This window comes from Halomonas koreensis, from assembly GCF_031451675.1.
Classification (GTDB): Bacteria; Pseudomonadota; Gammaproteobacteria; order Pseudomonadales; family Halomonadaceae; genus Halomonas; species Halomonas koreensis.
The window spans coordinates 398,444-413,101 of the sequence record NZ_JARWAK010000001.1 but is presented as its reverse complement, the minus strand read 5'-3'; the positions used below and the strand labels follow the sequence as shown (position 1 = coordinate 413,101).

Annotated in this window: 15 protein-coding genes; 8 read left to right on the top strand and 7 right to left on the bottom strand. The window is 71.8% G+C overall.

Annotation, left to right across the window (positions count from 1 at the left end; translation table 11 throughout):
- Positions 1 to 47: 47 nt before the first annotated feature.
- On the bottom strand, positions 48 to 410 hold the full coding sequence (locus QC818_RS01935) for a RidA family protein (protein ID WP_309651141.1): 363 nt from the start codon (positions 408 to 410) through the stop codon (positions 48 to 50).
- A 293-nt stretch (positions 411 to 703) separates the two neighbouring features.
- Here QC818_RS01935 and QC818_RS01930 point away from each other — a divergent pair, with 293 nt between their 5' ends.
- The 4 genes from QC818_RS01930 to QC818_RS01915 are packed head-to-tail and all read left to right on the top strand — an operon-like array spanning position 704 to position 3,147.
- Positions 704 to 985 (top strand): BufA1 family periplasmic bufferin-type metallophore, encoded by a 282-nt coding sequence (locus QC818_RS01930; protein ID WP_309651140.1) that lies wholly within the window; start codon positions 704 to 706, stop codon positions 983 to 985.
- 49 nt (positions 986 to 1,034) lie between these two features.
- Positions 1,035 to 1,895, top strand: coding sequence for an MNIO family bufferin maturase (bufB, locus tag QC818_RS01925; protein WP_309651139.1), 861 nt, complete (start codon positions 1,035 to 1,037; stop codon positions 1,893 to 1,895).
- A complete protein-coding gene (locus QC818_RS01920; RefSeq protein ID WP_309651138.1) occupies positions 1,892 to 2,653 on the top strand; it encodes a DNA-binding domain-containing protein in 762 nt (253 codons plus the stop codon). The genes bufB and QC818_RS01920 overlap by 4 nt, the downstream gene beginning before the upstream one ends.
- On the top strand, positions 2,650 to 3,147 hold the full coding sequence (locus tag QC818_RS01915) for a DoxX family protein (RefSeq protein WP_309651137.1): 498 nt from the start codon (positions 2,650 to 2,652) through the stop codon (positions 3,145 to 3,147). Before QC818_RS01920 ends, QC818_RS01915 begins: the two co-directional genes overlap by 4 nt.
- Here QC818_RS01915 and QC818_RS01910 read toward each other — a convergent pair.
- The 6 genes from QC818_RS01910 to QC818_RS01885 all read right to left on the bottom strand — a co-directional run bounded on the left by QC818_RS01910 (position 3,137) and on the right by QC818_RS01885 (position 9,868).
- Entirely contained in the window at positions 3,137 to 4,336 is a 1,200-nt protein-coding gene (locus QC818_RS01910; RefSeq protein ID WP_309651136.1) for an MFS transporter, read from the bottom strand. The two genes, QC818_RS01915 and QC818_RS01910, sit on opposite strands and share 11 nt — an antisense overlap.
- Positions 4,337 to 4,413: 77 nt before the next feature.
- Positions 4,414 to 5,268 (bottom strand): universal stress protein, encoded by an 855-nt coding sequence (locus QC818_RS01905; RefSeq protein ID WP_309651135.1) that lies wholly within the window; start codon positions 5,266 to 5,268, stop codon positions 4,414 to 4,416.
- An 87-nt stretch (positions 5,269 to 5,355) separates the two neighbouring features.
- Positions 5,356 to 6,843: a SulP family inorganic anion transporter gene (locus QC818_RS01900; RefSeq protein ID WP_309651134.1), complete on the bottom strand. Its 1,488-nt coding sequence runs from the start codon at positions 6,841 to 6,843 to the stop codon at positions 5,356 to 5,358.
- A 376-nt stretch (positions 6,844 to 7,219) separates the two neighbouring features.
- Positions 7,220 to 7,978, bottom strand: coding sequence for a slipin family protein (locus QC818_RS01895; RefSeq protein WP_309651133.1), 759 nt, complete (start codon positions 7,976 to 7,978; stop codon positions 7,220 to 7,222).
- A gap of 46 nt (positions 7,979 to 8,024) precedes the next feature.
- The gene (locus QC818_RS01890; RefSeq protein ID WP_309651132.1) at positions 8,025 to 9,497 is read right to left on the bottom strand and encodes an NfeD family protein; all 1,473 of its coding nucleotides are present in this window, start codon (positions 9,495 to 9,497) and stop codon (positions 8,025 to 8,027) included.
- 56 nt (positions 9,498 to 9,553) lie between these two features.
- A complete protein-coding gene (locus QC818_RS01885; protein WP_309651131.1) occupies positions 9,554 to 9,868 on the bottom strand; it encodes a putative quinol monooxygenase in 315 nt (104 codons plus the stop codon).
- An 88-nt stretch (positions 9,869 to 9,956) separates the two neighbouring features.
- On the opposite strand from QC818_RS01885, the gene QC818_RS01880 reads away from it, so the two are divergent.
- From QC818_RS01880 to QC818_RS01865, 4 genes are all read left to right on the top strand, one after another.
- Positions 9,957 to 10,361, top strand: a complete 405-nt coding sequence (locus tag QC818_RS01880; protein WP_309651130.1) for a VOC family protein — start codon at positions 9,957 to 9,959, stop codon at positions 10,359 to 10,361.
- A gap of 247 nt (positions 10,362 to 10,608) precedes the next feature.
- A complete protein-coding gene (locus QC818_RS01875; RefSeq protein ID WP_309651129.1) occupies positions 10,609 to 11,706 on the top strand; it encodes an aminoglycoside phosphotransferase family protein in 1,098 nt (365 codons plus the stop codon).
- A gap of 5 nt (positions 11,707 to 11,711) precedes the next feature.
- Positions 11,712 to 12,947 (top strand): ABC transporter substrate-binding protein, encoded by a 1,236-nt coding sequence (locus QC818_RS01870; protein WP_309651128.1) that lies wholly within the window; start codon positions 11,712 to 11,714, stop codon positions 12,945 to 12,947.
- A 9-nt stretch (positions 12,948 to 12,956) separates the two neighbouring features.
- A complete protein-coding gene (locus tag QC818_RS01865) occupies positions 12,957 to 14,654 on the top strand; it encodes an ABC transporter permease (RefSeq protein WP_309651127.1) in 1,698 nt (565 codons plus the stop codon).
- Positions 14,655 to 14,658 lie beyond the last annotated feature (4 nt).

The window sequence follows — 14,658 nt, the reverse complement described above, 5'->3', positions numbered from 1 at the left end:
GGCGCCCGGGCGCCGGCCTTTCGCGTCGACGGTGGGCCTCGCCGGCCTCAGGCGTCCTTGATCAGGGCGGTGACCGTGATCTCCACCTTGAGCTCGTCGGCGGGCATCGGCGCGCAGACGCAGGTTCGCGCCGGGGCATGCCCCTCGGGTACCCAGGCGTCCCAGACGGCGTTCATGGCCGCGAAATCGCCGCCGTCCTTCAGGTAGATCGTCGCGGTGAGCAGGTGCTCGCGATCGGAGCCGATCTCGGCGAGCAGGGCGTCGACCCGGGCCAGCATGCTCTCGGTCTGCTCGGTGATGTCGCCGTGACGCGCCTCGGGGCCGGCCACCTGGCCGCACAGGTAGGCCGTGCCGTTGTGGATCACGGCCCGGCTCATGCGGGCCTTGGTGTCATGGCGCTGGATGGTCATGGGGTTCGCTCCTGAGCAAGGGGATGAAATAGCGCGGGAAATACTACCCCAGGCGTCCGGCAAGGAAACCCCTGGAACCACCAAATTCACTCCATAAACCACAAAAACCAGCCATAAAGCTCACATAACATAGAAAAAAACACCACTCTATAACGACAACCCGACGGTTCTCGCTCCTCCGCCTGCCATCGCCCCTCGCCATCGCTGTAAGCCCCCGGCGCCGGCGACGACACAGCAGGGCGTATCGACGCCACGCGCCGATGCGTCCCCCCCCAACCGAAGGAGACCCGTCCATGAACCGATCCACCATGATGGCCGCCGTGCTCACCACCGCCATGGCCCAGGCCGGCGCCATGGCCACCGCCCAGGCCGACGACGGCGAGGCCATGGAGAAGTGCTACGGCGTGGCCCTGGCCGGCCAGAACGACTGCAAGGCGGGCCCCGGCACCACCTGCGCCGGCACCTCCACCGTGGACTATCAGGGCAATGCCTGGAAGCTGGTCCCGGAAGGCACCTGCACCAGCATCGAGACGCCCCACGGCAACGGCAGCCTGACCGAAGTCGACCGTCCCTGAGCCCGTCGCGGCCCGCCGCCTGGCGGGCCGCCTCTTCGAGGAGACCGCCATGCCCCTTTCCCTCGCCCCCGACGCGGTGGGCATCGGCCTCAAGCACCAGCACACCGAGGCCCTGCTCGCCGCCCCCCGGCCGGTGGACTTCCTGGAGCTGCACGCCGAGAACTACATGGGCGCCGGCGGCCCGGTGCGCGAGACGCTGGCCGCCCTCGCCGAACGCTACCCGCTCTCGGTCCATGGCGTGGGCATGTCGCTGGGCGGCGCCGAGCGCCCCGACCCCGACCACCTGGCCCGGCTGACGAGTCTGGTGGCGGGCCTGTCGCCGGCCCTGGTCTCGGAGCACCTGGCCTGGAGCCGGCTCGACGGCGACTGCTACAACGACCTGCTGCCGGTGCCGCTCACCGAGGAGAGCCTGGCGCTGGTCGCCCGCAACATCGACATCGCCCAGCAGGCCCTGGGCCGCCGCCTGCTGATCGAGAACCCCAGCCTCTACGTGCGCCTGGAGATGAACACCCTCGACGAGGCCGACTTCCTGGCCGAGCTGGTGGCCCGCACTGGCTGCGGGCTGCTGCTGGACCTCAACAACGCCGGCATCAGCGCCCACAACCTGGGCCGCGATCTCGACGCCTACCTGGCGGCCCTGCCCCTGGAGGCGGTGGGCGAATTCCACCTGGCCGGTTACAGCCTGGACACCGCCGTGGACCCGCCGCTGCGCATCGACGACCACGGCAGCCCGGTGGACGAGGCCCTGTGGACGCTCTACGCGCGGATGACCCGGGCGATGCCGGCGGTGCCCACCCTGATCGAGTGGGACACCCGGGTGCCGTCGCTGGCGCGCTGGCTCGAGGAGGTCGAGCGTGCCCGGGCCCGGCGGCCGGCGCCCGCTCGGAACCGGACGAGGAGCCCGGCATGAGTCCACTCGCCGACTGGCAGCGGCGCTTCATCGCCGCCATGCACGAACCGGGGATCGAGACGGACGCCGACCTGGGACAGCCCGCGGGACTCGATGTCTACCGCAACAATATCCGCCAGGGCCTGATCGAGGCCCTGGCCACGGCCTTTCCCCACACCCGGACGCTGCTCGGCCCGCGCTACTTCGCCGCCGCCGCCGGCGACTACGCCCGGGCGCATCCCCCCGCGGACCCGCGGCTGATGCACTACGGCCACGGCTTCGCCGACTTCCTCGACACCCTGCCGCCCCTCGAGGCCCACCGCTACGTGAGCGATGTCTGTCGCCTCGAGCGGGCGCGGCTGGACGTCAGCCACGCCGCCGAGGCGCCCGCCCTGACCGCCCCGCAGCTGGCCGGGCATCCGGCGCCGGAGGCGCTGGTGCCGGCGCCCCGGCCGGCGACCCGACTGGTGGCCTGCCGCCATGACGTGGCCGCGCTGTGGCGTCGCCTCGAGGCCGGCGGCGCCGCCCTGCCCCCCGGCGAGGCCGGCGACCGGCCCTGGCTGGCGGTGCGCCGTGACGGCCGGGCGCGGCTGACGCCGGTCGCACCGGGCGTCCGCCATCTCTACGGCCTGCTGGACGGGGCCACCACGCTCGGCGAGGCGCTGGCGATCGCCGCCGAGGCCGGCGACGAGGCGGCCGCCGGCGAGGCCCTGGGCACCCTGCTCGGCCTGGGCGCGCTGGGCGTCCCGGGCAAGCCCAGCACGGAGGACATCCCATGAAGGTTCTGCTACGCCCCCTGGAACTCTACTATCACCGCCTGGTGCCGGGCCTGGACCGGGTCCCCCTAGATCCGGTGGCCCTGCTGATGCGGGTCGTGCTGGGCAGCGTCTTCTTCGGCTCGGCGCTGACCAAGGTCGAGGGCCTGGCGATCAGCCAGAGCACCTTCTTCCTGTTCGAGCACGAGTACGCCCTGCCGCTGCTGCCGCCGGCGCTGGCGGCCTACCTGGCCACCGCCGCCGAGTTCAGCCTGTCGCTGCTGCTGTGGGCGGGGCTGGCCACGCGGCTCGCCGCCACCGGCCTGCTGATCATGACCCTGGTGATCCAGGTGTTCGTCTACCCGGACGCCTGGGTGACCCACGGCCTCTGGGCGGCCAGCCTGCTGACCCTGATGCTGCGCGGCCCCGGCGCCCTGTCGCTGGATCGCCTGCTGGCCGGCTGGCTCGGCCATCATGCCCCGGACGCCGGCTCGACCCGACCCCGTCCTAGGGGCTGACGCCCCGCGCCGCGGGGCTGGCCAGCACCCCCTGGGCCAGCCACCAGCCGCCGACCAGCAGCGCCAGCATGCCCCACAGCACCAGGGCGAAGGGCGCCCCCAGGTCCAGGGCCAGGCCCAGCGCCGCCGGGGCGATGCCGGTGGAGAAGACCATGGCCGCGCTGAGGGTGGCCCGCACCCGGCCCAGGTGCTCGACGCCCCAGAGGCGCACCAGCAGGCTGGTGGCGATGGACTCCTGGGCGCCCATGGCCAGCCCGCCGCCGACCATCAGCGCCCAGATCGCCAGGTGCCCACCCAGGGTGAGCGCCAGCACCAGCCCCAGGGCGAAGGGCAGCAGGTAGAGCCGGGCCAGGCGCACCGGGCCCAGCCGATCCACCCAATGCCCGCCGAGCAGGGCACCGGGCAACTTGGCCAGGCCCATGCCGGTCAGCGCCAGCGCATACACCGCCAGCGAGCTGTCCATGGCCGAAGTCAGCCGTGCCTGATAGATGAACAGCCCGGTCATGGCGACCGGCAGGGTCATCAGCAGCGGCAGCAGCCGCCAGAAACGCGCCTCGCGGAAGGGTCGGGGCCCGGCGCCCTGCCCGTCCCGCCGCCGGCGAGCCGGCGGTGCCGGCGGCCAGGGCGCGGCGACCAGCGACAGGCCCCAGAACACGGCCAGACCCGCGCCCAGCGCCCACCACAGCTCGCGCCAGCCCAGCCACACCAGCAGCGCCGCCACCGCCGGCGGCAGCAGGGTCTCGCCGAGCATCAACCCCATGCCGGCGAGGCTCAGGGCCCGGCCGCGCAGGGCGGTGAACTCGCGACCGGCCAGGGTATTACCGAGATGGCTCATCATGCCCTGGCCGCAGAAGCGCACCAGCCCCAGGCCCAGCACCCCCAGCGGCCACCAGGACGATCCGGTCAGCAGCGCCACGCCGGCGAAGAGCGCGAGCAGCACAATCAGCGCGAAGCGACGCGGCGCCACCCAGTCGAGGCTGGGCCCCAGCCGCAGCACGGCGAAGCCGGCGGCCAGGGTGACCAGCGAGTAGGCGCTGCCGAACTGGCCGGCGGTGAGCCCGAGGCGCTCGGCGATGGGCACCTGGAAGAGGCCGATGAAGAAGCTCTGGCCCAGGCTCGACGAGAACATCGCCAGGAAGGCGATGCCCAGCAGGCCCCGATGGTCCCTCAGCAGGATGCGATAGCTCATGTCGTGCTCCGGGAGATGAAACGCAAGGGGCCCCGCCGATGGCGGGGCCCCGAGTCGATCGGCCCGATGGCCGCGGTTCAGCGCAGCAGCAGGACCGGCACGCTGGCCCGGCGCAGCATGGCGGTGGTGGTGCTGCCCACCAGCAGGTGGCGGATCCGCGAGTGCCCGTAGGCGCCCATCACCACCAGGTCGATGTCGAATTCCTCCTTGTAGGCCCTCAGGGTCTCCTCCACCTCGCCGGCGCGGATGGCGCCCTCAGCCTCGTGGCCCGCCTCGCGCAGGGTGGCCAGCGCCCAGTCGAGCTGGGAGCGATGGTCGCCGGTCTCGGCGCCGACGATCACCACATGCACCGGGACGCCCCGGAACAGCGGGCTGCTGGCCAGCATCTCCACGCCCTTGCGCGTGGTGCGGCTGCCGTCGAAGGCGATCATGACGCGTTCCGGGCGCTTGAAGGCCTCCGGCACCATCAGGATGGGCCGATGCAGGCCGCGCACCACGCGCTCGAGATTGGAGCCCAGGTGCTCGCTGTCCTGGTGCGCGGTGGCGCCGCGCTTGCCCATCACCAGCAGCCGGGTCTCCTCCTCCAGGTCCTCCAGGGTCTCGACCAGGGTGCCATTGCGCTGGCGGCTGCCGGGATCGGCGACGCCATCCTCGACGGCACGCTCCTTGGCCGCCTTGAGCATCAGCCGTCCCTGCTCCTGGGCCACCTTGGCGCGCTGCTCGTCCAGGTGCGAGAGCTCCTCGAGCAGGTGCTCCCGGGAGCCCAGGCCGATGTTGCCGGAGAGGTCCGCCTCGGCGGTCTGGGGATGATTGTCGACCACGTGCAGGAAGGTCAGGGGCGCCTCCAGCGCCAGGCTGGCCCAGGCCGCGTAGTCGCAGACGCCCTCGGAGAAAGTCGAGCCGTCGATGGCGGCCATCACCTGTTCTGTCATCACTCTATCCTGAAGCTGGCGTGTGTTGTCTCGGTACCCGTTCTACACCATCGCGGCCGCCCCGTCACAGGGGCGGCCGACACGGCCTCAGTGGCCGCCCATCAGCTTCTCGACCGCCTCCGGGTCGTCGTGGATGGCATAGCGATCGACGATGGTAGCGCTGGCCTCGTTGAGCCCGATCAGCTCCACCTCGGTGCCCTCGCGGCGGAACTTGATCACCGCCCGGTCCAGGGCCTGGACGGCGGTGATGTCCCAGAAGTGGGCCCGGGACAGGTCGATGGTGACCTTCTCCACGGCTTCCTTGAAGTCGAAGGCGGCGGCGAAGCGCTCCGAGGAGGCGAAGAACACCTGGCCCACCACCCGGTAGATCCGATGGCCCTCCTCGGGCTCCTCGGCGCCGACATAGAGGATATTGCCCACCTTGTTGGCGAAGAACAGCGCCGCCAGCAGCACGCCGACGAAGACGCCGATGGCCAGGTTATGGGTGCCGACCGTGACCACCACGGTGGCCAGCATCACCAGGTTGGTGGACATCGGGTGCTTCTTGAGATCCCGGATCGAGGTCCAGCTGAAGGTGCCGATGGAGACCATGATCATCACCGCCACCAGCGCCGCCATGGGGATCCGCGACACCCAGTCGGCCAGGAAGACCACCATCAGCAGCAGCATCACGCCGGCGATCAGGGTCGACAGGCGGCTGCGGCCCCCGGACTTGATGTTGATCACCGACTGCCCGATCATCGCGCAGCCCGCCATGCCGCCGAGCAGCCCGGTGCCCAGGTTGGCCAGGCCCTGACCCTTGCACTCGCGATTCTTGTCGCTGCCGGTATCGGTGAGGTCGTCGACGATGGTGGCGGTCATCATCGACTCCAGCAGGCCCACCACGGTGAGCATCACCGCGTAGGGGAAGATGATCGCCAGGGTCTCGAGATTCAGCGGCACGTCCGGCCACAGGAACACCGGCAGGGTGTCCGGCAGCTCGCCCATGTCGCCCACGGTGCGGATATCGATGCCGGAAGCCAGGTAGACGCCGGTGAGCACCAGGATGCACACCAGCGGCGAGGGCAGGGCCTTGCCGATCACCGGCACCAGCGGGAAGAGGTAGATGATGCCGAGCCCCGCCGCGGTCATGGCATACACATGCCAGGTGACGCCCGTCAGCTCGGGCAGCTGGGCCATGAAGATCAGGATCGCCAGGGCGTTGACGAAGCCCGTCACCACCGAGCGCGAGACGAAGCGCATCAGGTCGGCCAGGCGCAGGTAGCCGGCGACGATCTGCAGCACCCCGGTGAGCAGGGTCGCGGCCAGCAGGTACTCCAGGCCGTGCTCCTTGACCAGCGTCACCATCAGCAGCGCCATGGCGCCGGTGGCCGCCGAGATCATCCCCGGCCGGCCACCGGCGAAGGCGATGATCACCGCCATGGAGAAGGAGGCGTAGAGGCCGACCTTGGGGTCGACCCCGGCGATGATGGAGAAGGCGATGGCCTCGGGGATCAGGGCCAGGGCCACGACGATGCCCGCCAGGGTGTCGCCTTTCAGGTTCGAGAACCAGTCGTGCTTGATGGATCGGATCATGCTGCGGTCCAGTCGAGGGTGATTGTCATGCCCCAGGGGCGCCAGGGTCGCGCACCGGACGCCCGCAGGGGCATCGGTGCTGATCGAGCGTCTTGGCATTCAGGGAGAGGTGCCGCGGGGGCACCGGGCATCACGATGATGCCGGGCGATGACGCGCCGGTGACGGCGCTCGCCGGGTCGCTTGGGCGGGAAGGCGTCTAGGGCGGCGTGGCCGGCCCGGCAGATGACGGTACCATGGTCGAATCCCTGTGCTCGCGACGCGTCCCGGACAGGGGCCGGGACGACGAAGGGGCGGGATTCTAGCAGGAATGGCGGCGACCTGCATATCGCGCCGCCGGCGAGGCGGACGGCGGCGCCGTCCGCGGCTGGGCGGCCGTCAGTCGCCGCCGCGCCTGGCCATGTGGCGGAAGGCTTCCATCAGGTCGATGGGCAGCGGCACCACGATGGTCGCGGCGTTCTTGTTGCTCATGTCGTTCATGGTCTGCAGGTAGCGCAGCTGCAGGGCCGCGGGGTTCTCCGACATGACGTTGGCGGCCTCGACGAGCTTCTTCGAGGCCTGCAGCTCGCCCTCGGCGTGGATCACCTTGGCGCGACGCTCGCGCTCGGCCTCGGCCTGGCGGGCGATGGCGCGGATCATGCTCTCGTCCAGGTCGACGTGCTTGATCTCCACGTTGGCCACCTTGATGCCCCAGCCCTCCGCCGAGGCATCGATGATCTCCTGGATGTCGTCGTTGAGCTTGTCGCGCTCGGAGAGCATCTCGTCCAGGTCGTGCTTGCCGAGCACCGAGCGCAGGGTGGTCTGGGCCAGCTGGCTGGTGGCGCTGACGAAGTGCTCGACCTGGATGATCGCCTTCTCGGGGTCCACCACCCGGAAGTAGAGCACGGCATTGACCTTGACCGTGACGTTGTCCTGGGAGATGACGTCCTGCTCCGGTACGTCCATGGTGATCACCCGCAGGTCCACCACCTGCATCTTCTGGATCCCCGGGATGATGATGATCAGGCCGGGCCCCTTCACCGACTGGAAGCGCCCCAGGAAGAACACCACGCCGCGCTTGTACTCCGGCAGGATGCGGATCGAGGCCGCCAGCAGCATCAGCAGCAGGACGATCGGCACGAGATAGGAAATCATCATGGTTGGCTCTCCTCGAGATGGGCGGCCGGCCCGGGGCCGGCCGGCTTCAGGTCCCGGCGTCCAGCGGCTCGACCTCGACGGTGAGGCCGTCGATGCCGACCACCCGCACCGCCTGGCCGCGGCGCAGCGCCGCGGCACTGCGGGCGTTCCAGCGCTCGCCGTGGAGTCGCACATGGCCCTCGCCCTGGAAGTCCTCCAGGGCCCGGGCCTCGTTGCCCAGCAGCTCCTCCTGGCCGGTGCGCGCCGGCCGGCGACGCAGCCCCAGGAAGCGGGTCATGGCCCACAGCATCAGGCCCGCCGCCACCAGGGCGATGCCGCCGATCAGGGGCAGCGAAATGTTCAGGGTGTCCGCGTCCATCAGCATCACCGATCCGATCACGAAGGCCACGATGCCGCCGATCCCGAGGATCCCGAAGCTGGGCATCAGGGCCTCGCCCACGATCAGCCCCAGGCCCACCAGGATCAGCGCCAGGCCGGCATAGTTAACGGGTAGCACCTGGAAGGCGAACAACGCCAGCAGCAGGCAGATCACGCCGATGGTGCCCGGCACCAGGCTGCCGGGGTTGGAGAGCTCGAAGATCAGCCCGTAGAAGCCGATGATCATCAGGAAGTAGGCCACGTTGGGGTCGGTGATCACCTCCAGCAGCCGGGTGCGCCAGTCCGGGTCGAAACGCTCGAGGGCCAGGTCCGCGGTGGCCAGGGTCAGGGTGCCGTCGGCCATCATCACCTCGCGGCCGTCGATCTGGGTCAGCAGGTCGTCGAGATCGCCGGCGACGACGTCGATGACGCCCCGCTCCAGCGCCTCCCGGGCGGTGAGGTTGACCGCCTCGCGCACCGCCGCCTCGGCCCAGTCGGCGTTGCGGCCATGGCGCTCCGCCAGGGAACGGATGTAGGCCACGGCGTCCTCCAGCACCTTGCGCTCCATGGCGGTCTCGCCGCGACGCTTGTCGGGCTCGGCGGCCGACGACTCCGCCTCCGCCGCGTCGTCGGCGGGGGCCCGCTCGGCCTCGGGGGCCTTGCGCTTGTCCGCGTCCTCGCCCTCCCCGGAGGGAGCCTCGGGCTCCCCGAGGCCGGGCAGCCCCCCACCGCCGCCGATCTGCACCGGGGTCGCCGAGCCCAGGTGGGTGGCCGGGGCCATGGCGGCCACGTGACTGGCGTAGAGCAGGTAGGTGCCCGCGCTGGCCGCCCGGGCCCCGCCCGGCGAGACGTAGAAGGTCACCGGCACCGGGGAGGCCAGCATGGCGGTGATCATGTCGCGCATGGCGGCGTCGAGGCCCCCGGGGGTGTCCATCTCCACCACCACCAGCCGCGCCTGGCGCTCGGCGGCGAGCTCCAGGCCGCGCTGAAAGTAATCGCTGGTGGCCGGGCCGATGGCGCCGTCGAGGGTCATCACCAGGGCGGTGTCGCGGGCGGCAGGCGACTGGGCCGGGGCCTGCCAGGCGGCCAGGGCGCCCGCCAACAGGCAGGCCAGGCTCAGCCAGAGGAGGATGGGACGCGACGGGGACGATCGGGGAATCATGGGCGCCTCGCCTCGGCATGCGGATGTTGGCTGAGATGCCGGGCGAGGCGATTGGTTCAGGCGCCGGGCCGTGTCTGGGGGTTGGTCGCCAGGACGTCGGCGCGAATCACCTGCTGCTCGGCGATCAGCTCGTTGACCACGGCCCGGCTGGCCTTGTAGTGCGGCGTTTCCTTGTGGGCTGCCAGGGCCTGCTGATCAGTGTAGATCTCGTAGAGATGGAAGAGGTCCGGGGTGTCGCGATCCTCGATGACGTCGAAGGCGTGGCAGCCCGGCTCGTCGCGCACCGAGGCCTCGGCGTTGGGCAGCATGGCCTCCAGGAAGCGCTCGCGGGTGCCGGGCTTGAGGCGGGTCTGGACGATGATGCAGTACATGATGGCTCTCCATGGGTTGTGAACGGGAGCTTTTTATGGAAACATTTTCCAATAATTAACTGAAGTCCCACCGCGTCGAGGAGGTCCCATGCAACGCCCCGCCCCGTTCAACGGCATGCGTCATATCGCCCTGCAGGTCCAGGACCTGGAGGCCTGCGAGCGTTTCTACGTCGACGTGCTGGGCATGTCGGTGCTGCGCCGCGCCCACCAGGACCTGGTCTACCTGACGCTGGGCAACGACAACTTCTCGCTGGCCCGGGCCAAGGCCGACACCGGCGGCGATCCCCAGCGCCTCGACCACTTCGGGTTCGTGGTCGACGAGCGCGACGACGTGGACGCCTGGAACGACTACCTGGTCGCCCAGGGGGTCGAGGTGGTGCGCGGGCCCCACGACCACGCCGACGGCGGCCGCAGCCTCTACTGCAAGGACCCGGACGGCAACACCGTCCAGCCGCTCTACCACCCCAGCGTGTCCGGCCAGCGCCTGCGCTGACCCGGCCCGCCCCGCTTCTCTCTCGTGGCGGCTACGGCCGCCTCATCCCGACGGCATGTCCGACATGCTGACTCGTTTGGCGCCATCCCACACGATGGCGCCCTTTTTCTTTCTGTGCCGGCGGTTATCATCGAGGCGGGCGCCGTGGAAAGGCGTCCGCATCGAGCGACTACGCTGGAAACGAGGCGCCGTAAGGAACGCCGACGCCTCGCGACACAGCCCTGCAAGCCGTCATCGAGGAACTCCGATGCCCGACACGACGCCTCCGGCCGACATGGAGAGCCACGCCCCGGCGACGCTGGTCGAGCGCCTCGCTCGCGCCCTGGCGAGGGCCGGCGAGCCCGCCGACGGAGACGCGCTCGAGCCGATGGCCGACACCGGCCTGGCCCATCGCCACATCTGGATCCGCCACGCCGGCGGCGACCGGGTGGCGCGCATCCCCAAGCAGAGCCAGATGCGCCTCGCCCCGCGGGACAACCTGGCCTACCAGGCGGCCTGCTTCGATCGGGCCGCGGCGGGGGGGCACACGCCACGGCTGCACGGCGTGCTGCCGCCGGACGAGGACCTGCCCCGGGGCGCCCTGCTGGTCGAGGCCATCGTCGGCCGCCCGGCCCGGCTGCCCGACGACCTGCCGGCCATCGCCCGGACCCTGGCCAGCCTGCATCGGCTGCCGACGCCGGGGCGCGCCGAGCGCGCCCCGCTGCTCGCCCCCGCCGACCCCTGGCGGGCCATGCGCGAGGAGATCCTCGACCAGGCCCGCGCCCTGCCCGAGGCGGGGCTGTCGCCGGAGGCCCGGTGGCTGATCGAGGCCCAGCTCCGTGCCCTGCCCGAGCGCCTGCCGGACGTCGCGGCCATGACCACGCTGATCAGCTTCGACGCCCATCCCGGCAACTTCCTGATCGACGCCTCGGGTCGCGCCGTGCTGGTCGACCTGGAGAAGTGCCGCTACGGCCTGCCGGGCTTCGACCTGGCCCACGCCAGCCTCTACACCTCCACCACCTGGGATCCCGCCAGCCGGGCGGTGCTGGACATCGAGCGGGTCGCCGCCTTCCAGGCCGAGTGGCGCCGCGCCCTGGGGCCGGCCGCGGCCGCGCACCCCGATGCCGCCCTGCTCGCCTGCCGCCGCGCCATGTGGCTATGGTCGCTGACCTGGTGCGCCAAGTGGCGCGGCGCCCACCGGCACGACACGGATCCCGGGCGTCGCGGCGAGGACTGGTCCGCCGAGCTCAGCGACTCGGCGCTGATCGAGCACGTCCGCGACCGGGTGGATCACTACCTCTCGCCGCCCACCCTGCGACGGGTGATGGCGGAGCTCGACGCCATTCCGACCCACTGCACAGGATGATCGCCATGCCCCGTCCCCCGCTCGCCCGCCGCCTCGGCGCCGCCCTGCTGGTCCCGCTGCTCGCCCTGGCGGCCCTGCCCTCCCTCGCCGACGAGGCGCCGCTGCCGGAAGACTGGTCCGAGATTCGGGCCGAGGCCCGCGGCCAGACCGTCTACTGGAACGCCTGGGGCGGCGACGCCACCACCAACCGCTATATCGGCTGGGTCGCCGAGCGGATGGCCCAGCGCCACGGGGTGGAGGTGATCCACGTCAAGCTCGACGACACCGCCGCGGCGGTGTCCCGGGTGATCGCCGAGAAGTCGGCCGGCAACGTCGACGAGGGCGCCATCGACCTGGTGTGGATCAACGGCGAGAACTTCGCCGCCATGAAGCGTCACGGGCTGCTGTTCGGCCCCTTCGCCTGGCGCCTGCCGAACTTCTCGCTGACCGCGCCCGAGGACAACCCCGAGGTGCTCACCGACTTCACCCTGCCCACCGAGGGCTACGAGTCCCCCTGGGGCAAGGCGCAGCTGACCTTCTACTACGACGCCGCGCGGGTCGACACCCCGCCCGGCGACATCCGCGCCCTGCTGGACTGGGCCCGGGCGCACCCGGGCCGCTTCACCTACCCGCTGGTGCCGGACTTCCTGGGCAGCACCTTCCTCAAGCAGGCACTGATCGAGCTGGTCGAGGATCCCGCGGTGCTCGCCGAGCCGGCGGACGCCCATGACGTGGCGGCGATCACGGCGCCGCTGTGGGACTACCTGGACGCCCTGCACCCGCACCTGTGGCGCCAGGGCCGGCACTTCCCGGCCAGCGGCCCCGAGCTCAAGCAGCTGATGGGCGACGGCGAGCTGGACCTGGCCTTCACCTTCAACCCCGCCGAGCCCGCCGCCGCCGTGGCCGATCACCGGCTGCCTCCCAGCACCCGAAGCTACGTCCTGGACGACGGCACCCTGGGCAACGTCCACTTCGTGGCGATTCCCTTCAACGCCCGCCACAAGGCCGGCGCCATGGTGCTGGCCAACTTCCTGCTGTCGCCCGAGGCCCAGGCCCGCAAGCAGGACATCGCCGTCTGGGGGGATCCCACCGTGCTCGACATGGACCGGCTGTCGGCCGAGCAGCGCGCGGCCTTCTCCACCGACGACGGCCATCCGGCTCGCCTGCCGCCCCGCGCCCTGGAGCGGCTGCGGCCCGAGCCCCATCCCAGCTGGATGGAGGCCCTGGAGGAAGCCTGGCGGGCGCGCTATGCCCGCGGCTGATCCGGCGACATGAGGCCCGCTCGCCCCTCGTGGCTAGGCCTGATCCCCCGCCTCACCGTCCTGCTGCTGGTGCTGCCGGTGGCGGCCGGGCTGGTCGGCGTGCTGGCGCCGTCCTTCGGCTGGCTGCCGGCGCTGGGCGGCGACGCCTGGAGCCTGACCCCCTGGCGGGCCCTGTGGCAGGCGCCGGGCCTCGCCGACATGCTGCGCCTGAGCCTGGTCACCGGGCTCGCCAGCACCCTGGCGGCCTTCGCCGTGGTCATGCTGTTCCTCGGCGCCTTCCTCGAGACGTCGCTGTTCCGGGTCGTGCGGCGGCTGCTGTCGCCGCTGCTGGCGGTGCCCCATGCCGCCGCCGCCATCGGCCTGGCCTTCCTGCTGGCGCCGTCGGGGCTGGCCAGCCGGCTGGGCTCGCCCTGGCTGACCGGCTGGGAGCGCCCCCCGGACTACCTCTTCCCCGGCGATCCCGGGGGCCTGGCGCTGATCGCCGGCCTGGTGCTCAAGGAGATCCCCTTCCTGCTGCTGATGAGCCTGGCGGCCCTGCCCCAGTGCCGCGCCCACGAGCGCCTGATGGTGGCCCGCTCCCTGGGCTACGGGCGCCTGCATGCCTTCGCCAAGGCGGTGCTGCCCGGCCTCTACCCGCTGGTTCGCCTGCCGATCTTCGCGGTCATCGCCTTCGCCACCTCCACCGTGGAGGTGGCGATCATCCTCGGCCCCTCGACGCCGCCGACGCTGGCCGTGGCGGTGGTGCGCTGGCTGAACGATCCCGACCTGTCGCTGCGCTTCCTGGCCTCCGCCGGAGCCCTGCTGCAGCTCGGCGTGACCGTCCTGGCGCTGCTGGCCTGGTGGCTCGCCGAGCGCCTGGTGCGCCGGCTGGCCGCCGGCTGGCTGGTGGGCGGCGGCCGCCGGCGCGGCGAGGCCATGGGGCGCGGCCTGGGGGCCGGGCTCACCGGGCTGTCGATCCTGCTGCTCGGCGCCAGCCTGGCGGGACTGGCGCTCTGGTCGCTGGCCGCCTGGTGGCCCTTCCCCGCCGCCTGGCCCGCGCCGATGACGCTGGCCACCTGGCGGGAGGCCGCCGACACGGCCGCGACCCCGCTGCGCCACACCGCCAGCATCGGCCTGGCGGCGACGGCGCTGTCGGTGGTGCTGGTGGTCGGCTGCCTGGAGGCCGAGACCCGGCGGCGTCGCCCGCTGCGCCCCGGCGCCCAGCTGATCCTCTACCTGCCGCTGCTGGTGCCGCCGGTGGCCTTCCTCTATGGCCTGGTGCAGCTCCAGGCGCAGCTCGGCCTGGCCGCTGGCTGGCTGGCGGTGACCCTGGGCCATGCGCTGTTCGTGCTGCCCTATGTCTTCCTGTCCCTGGCCGAGAGCTACCGCCGCCTGGACCCGCGCTGGAGCCAGGTGGCCGCCGCCCTGGGCGCCTCGCGGGCGCGGACCTTCTGGCGGGTGCGGCTGCCCATGCTGACGACGCCCATCGCCGTGGCCGCCGCCGTGGGCTTCGCGGTGAGCGTCGGCCAGTACCTGCCGACCCTGCTGCTCGGCGCCGGCCGGCTGGCCACCCTGACCACCGAGGCGGTGAGCCTGGCCAGCGGCGGCGACCGACGGCTGACCGCGGTCTACGCCCTGGGCCAGCTGGCCCTGCCGGCGCTGGGCTTCGTGCTGGCCACCGGCCTGCCGCGCCTGCTGTTCCGCCACCGACGCCACCTGCTGACATGAGGCC

Excerpts from the sequence above, each read along its gene's own strand:
- QC818_RS01920 (WP_309651138.1), top strand. The coding sequence starts at position 1,892 with ATGAGTCCACTCGCCGACTGGCAGCGGCGCTTCATCGCCGCCATGCAC.
- QC818_RS01905 (WP_309651135.1), bottom strand. The coding sequence starts at position 5,268 with ATGACAGAACAGGTGATGGCCGCCATCGACGGCTCGACTTTCTCCGAG.
- QC818_RS01930 (WP_309651140.1), top strand. The coding sequence starts at position 704 with ATGAACCGATCCACCATGATGGCCGCCGTGCTCACCACCGCCATGGCC.
- QC818_RS01885 (WP_309651131.1), bottom strand. The coding sequence starts at position 9,868 with ATGTACTGCATCATCGTCCAGACCCGCCTCAAGCCCGGCACCCGCGAG.
- QC818_RS01895 (WP_309651133.1), bottom strand. The coding sequence starts at position 7,978 with ATGATGATTTCCTATCTCGTGCCGATCGTCCTGCTGCTGATGCTGCTG.
- QC818_RS01880 (WP_309651130.1), top strand. The coding sequence starts at position 9,957 with ATGCAACGCCCCGCCCCGTTCAACGGCATGCGTCATATCGCCCTGCAG.
- QC818_RS01935 (WP_309651141.1), bottom strand. The coding sequence starts at position 410 with ATGACCATCCAGCGCCATGACACCAAGGCCCGCATGAGCCGGGCCGTG.
- QC818_RS01910 (WP_309651136.1), bottom strand. The coding sequence starts at position 4,336 with ATGAGCTATCGCATCCTGCTGAGGGACCATCGGGGCCTGCTGGGCATC.
- QC818_RS01890 (WP_309651132.1), bottom strand. The coding sequence starts at position 9,497 with ATGATTCCCCGATCGTCCCCGTCGCGTCCCATCCTCCTCTGGCTGAGC.
- QC818_RS01870 (WP_309651128.1), top strand. The coding sequence starts at position 11,712 with ATGCCCCGTCCCCCGCTCGCCCGCCGCCTCGGCGCCGCCCTGCTGGTC.
- QC818_RS01865 (WP_309651127.1), top strand. The coding sequence starts at position 12,957 with ATGAGGCCCGCTCGCCCCTCGTGGCTAGGCCTGATCCCCCGCCTCACC.
- QC818_RS01915 (WP_309651137.1), top strand. The coding sequence starts at position 2,650 with ATGAAGGTTCTGCTACGCCCCCTGGAACTCTACTATCACCGCCTGGTG.
- bufB (WP_309651139.1), top strand. The coding sequence starts at position 1,035 with ATGCCCCTTTCCCTCGCCCCCGACGCGGTGGGCATCGGCCTCAAGCAC.
- QC818_RS01875 (WP_309651129.1), top strand. The coding sequence starts at position 10,609 with ATGCCCGACACGACGCCTCCGGCCGACATGGAGAGCCACGCCCCGGCG.
- QC818_RS01900 (WP_309651134.1), bottom strand. The coding sequence starts at position 6,843 with ATGATCCGATCCATCAAGCACGACTGGTTCTCGAACCTGAAAGGCGAC.